At 72.5% G+C, this 2,976-nt stretch carries 3 protein-coding genes; all 3 read left to right on the top strand.

Annotated features, from left to right (window positions below):
- The first annotated feature begins 28 nt into the window (after nt 1-28).
- The 3 genes from WML84_RS14375 to WML84_RS14365 are packed head-to-tail and all read left to right on the top strand — an operon-like array spanning nt 29 to nt 2,808.
- The gene (locus WML84_RS14375) at nt 29-1,198 is read left to right on the top strand and encodes an acyl-CoA dehydrogenase family protein (RefSeq protein WP_347346822.1); all 1,170 of its coding nucleotides are present in this window, start codon (nt 29-31) and stop codon (nt 1,196-1,198) included.
- A 17-nt stretch (nt 1,199-1,215) separates the two neighbouring features.
- Complete coding sequence (locus tag WML84_RS14370) at nt 1,216-1,992, top strand: enoyl-CoA hydratase-related protein (protein WP_347346821.1); 777 nt, start codon at nt 1,216-1,218, stop codon at nt 1,990-1,992.
- A gap of 39 nt (nt 1,993-2,031) precedes the next feature.
- Nucleotides 2,032-2,808 (top strand): electron transfer flavoprotein subunit beta/FixA family protein, encoded by a 777-nt coding sequence (locus tag WML84_RS14365; RefSeq protein ID WP_347346820.1) that lies wholly within the window; start codon nt 2,032-2,034, stop codon nt 2,806-2,808.
- Nucleotides 2,809-2,976 lie beyond the last annotated feature (168 nt).

Raw genomic sequence — 2,976 nt, 5'->3', positions numbered from 1 at the left:
TCAGGATGTCTCACGAGGACGTGATCGAATGAGCATGACCGTCACCCCCGCCACCCCTCTGGGCGACGAGGACCGCGCCGCGATCATCGCGGCCGTCCGCGAGTTCGCGCAGGCCCACCTCGCGCCGCACGCGCTGGAGTGGGACCGCACGAAGCACTTCCCGCGCGACGTTCTGCGCCTCGCCGGCGAGCTCGGGCTCGGCGGCCTCGTCGTGCGCGACGACGTCGGCGGGGTGGGGCTCGCCCGCGTCGACGCGGTCGCGGTGTTCGAGGAGCTCGCGCAGGGCGATCCGACGATCGCCGCCTACATCTCGATCCACAACATGGTCGCGTGGATGATCGACGCGTACGGCACCGACGAGCAGCGGAACGAGTGGCTGCCGGGCCTGGTCGCCATGACCGACCTCGGCGCGTACTGTCTCACCGAGCCGGGCGCGGGGTCGGATGCCGCGGCCATCGCCACGACGGCGATCCGCGACGGCGACGAGTTCGTGCTCACCGGCGTCAAGCAGTTCATCTCCGGCGGCGGCGAGGCCGCGGTCTACGTCGTGATGGCCCGCACCGGCGAGCCGGGAGCCCGCGGCATCACCGCGTTCGTCGTGCCCGGCGACACGGCCGGGCTGTCGTTCGGCAGCCCAGAGCGGAAGATGGGCTGGAACGCCCAGCCGACGCGGCAGGTGGTGTTCGATCGGGTGCGGGTGCCGGCATCCGCGGTGCTCGGCGAGCTGGGCAGGGGCTTCTCGCTCGCGATGAGCGGGCTCGACGGCGGTCGCCTGTCGATCGCGGCGTGTTCCCTGGGCGGCGCGCAGTGGGCGCTCGACCGCGCGATCCGCTACGTGCACGAGCGGTTCACGTTCGGCGAGCCGCTCGCCGAGCGGCAGTCGGTCGTCTTCACGCTCGCCGACATGGCCACCGAGCTGCGCGCCGCGCGGGCGCTCGTGCGCGAGGCCGCGCACGCCCTCGACGAGAAGACGCCGGATGCCGCGATGCAGTGCGCGATGGCCAAGCGCTTCGCGACCGACGTCGGCTTCCGCGTCGCGAACGAGGCGCTGCAGCTGCACGGCGGCTACGGATACCTGCAGGAGTTCGGCATCGAGAAGGTCGTGCGCGACCTGCGCGTGCACCAGATCCTGGAGGGCACGAACGAGATCATGCGGGTGATCATCGGCCGGCACCTGCTGGGGCCATCCGGCCGTTGAACAGAGGAGATGAGTCGATGACCGAGTACTCCACGATCCTCGTCGAGACGCGCGGGCGCGTGGGCTGGATCACCCTGAGCCGGCCCGAGGCGCTCAACGCGCTGAACTCGACGCTCGCCACGGAGCTCGGCGCCGCGGCCGCGGCATTGGACGCCGACGAGGGCATCGGCTGCATCGTCGTGACGGGCTCGGAGCGCGCGTTCGCCGCGGGCGCCGACATCAAGGAGATGGCAGACAAGAGCGCGCGCGACATGGCCATGCAGAGCCCGTTCGCCGGGCTCGAGGAGTTCGGCCGCGTGCGCACGCCCGTCGTCGCGGCGGTCGCCGGCTTCGCCCTCGGCGGCGGCTGCGAGCTCGCGATGATGTGCGACGTCATCCTCGCCGCCGACACCGCGAAGTTCGGCCAGCCCGAGCTCAACCTCGGCGTGATCCCGGGCCTCGGCGGCACGCAGCGGCTCCCGCGCGCGATCGGCTACTACAAGGCCGCCGAGCTCGTCCTCACCGGGCGGACGATGGATGCCGTCGAGGCCGAGCGCGCCGGCCTCGTCTCGCGCGTCGTGCCCGCGGCCGACCTGCTCGACGAGGCGGCCAAGGTCGCCGAGACGATCGCGGGAAAGTCGCTGCCCGTGCTGTACGCCGCGAAGGAGGCGCTGCGCGCGTCGCAGGAGACGACGGCGTCAGAAGGCCTGCGCTTCGAGCGGCAGGCGTTCACGGCGCTGTTCTCGCTCGACGACCAGAAGGAGGGCATGGCCGCGTTCCGCGAGAAGCGCCCGCCCGCCTTCACCCACCGCTGACGTCGGCCGTCCTGCATAGACTCGGGGGAGGGAGTCGGAATGAAGATCGTCGTTCTCGTCAAAGAGGTGCCTGACACCTACGGCGACCGCAAGCTCGACCTCGAGACGGGTCTGGCCGATCGCGCCGCGGGCGACCGCGTGCTCGACGAGATCGGCGAGCGGGCGCTCGAGGTCGCGCTGTCGTACGCCGACGGCCACGCCGGCACCGAGGTGGTCGTCGTGTCGATGTCGCCCGAGTCCGCGGTCACGACGATCCGCAAGGCGCTCGCGATGGGCGCGGGCTCCGCGGTGCAGGTCGTCGACGAGGGGCTGGTCGGCGCCGACCTCGGCCTGACCGCCGAGGTGCTCGCCGCGGCGGTGCGCCGGGTGGGGTTCGACCTCGTGATCACCGGCAACCTCTCCACCGACGGCAGCGGCGGCGTCATGCCGGCGATGCTCGCGGAGCTGCTCGGAGTGCCGCAGCTGACCGCGCTGTCGGCGGTCGAGATCGGCGACGGCGTCGTCGCCGGCACGCGCGCGACCGATGCCGGCGCCGCCCGGGTCTCGAGCCCGCTGCCGGCGGTCGTCTCGATCACCGAGGCGCTTCCCGACGCCCGGTTCCCGAACTTCAAGGGCATCATGGCGGCGAAGAAGAAGCCGTTCGAGACCGTGTCGCTCGAAGACCTGGGCGTGGATGCCGAGGACCTGAGCGTCCCGCGGGCGATCATGACCGCGGTGTCCGAGAAGCCGCCGCGCGGCGCGGGCGTCAAGATCGTCGACGAGGGCGACGCCGGCGAGAGGCTCGCCGCCTTCCTGATCGAGAACAGGCTGGCATGATGAGCGACTTCGCCACGGACTCGACCCTCGTCCTGCTCGACACCACGCCCGCCGGCGCCCTCGCGGCGTCGGCGGCGGGACTGCTGGGCGCCGCCGCGTCGATCGGCACGCCGGTCGCGGTCGTCGTGAGCGCGCCGGAGCGGCGAGAGGCGCTCGCCGCCGAGGCCG

Source organism: Microbacterium sp. (genome assembly GCF_039812165.1).
Lineage (GTDB): Bacteria > Actinomycetota > Actinomycetes > Actinomycetales > Microbacteriaceae > Microbacterium.
The sequence above is the reverse complement of the archived record's forward strand: the minus strand, read 5'-3'. Positions and strand labels throughout refer to the sequence as shown.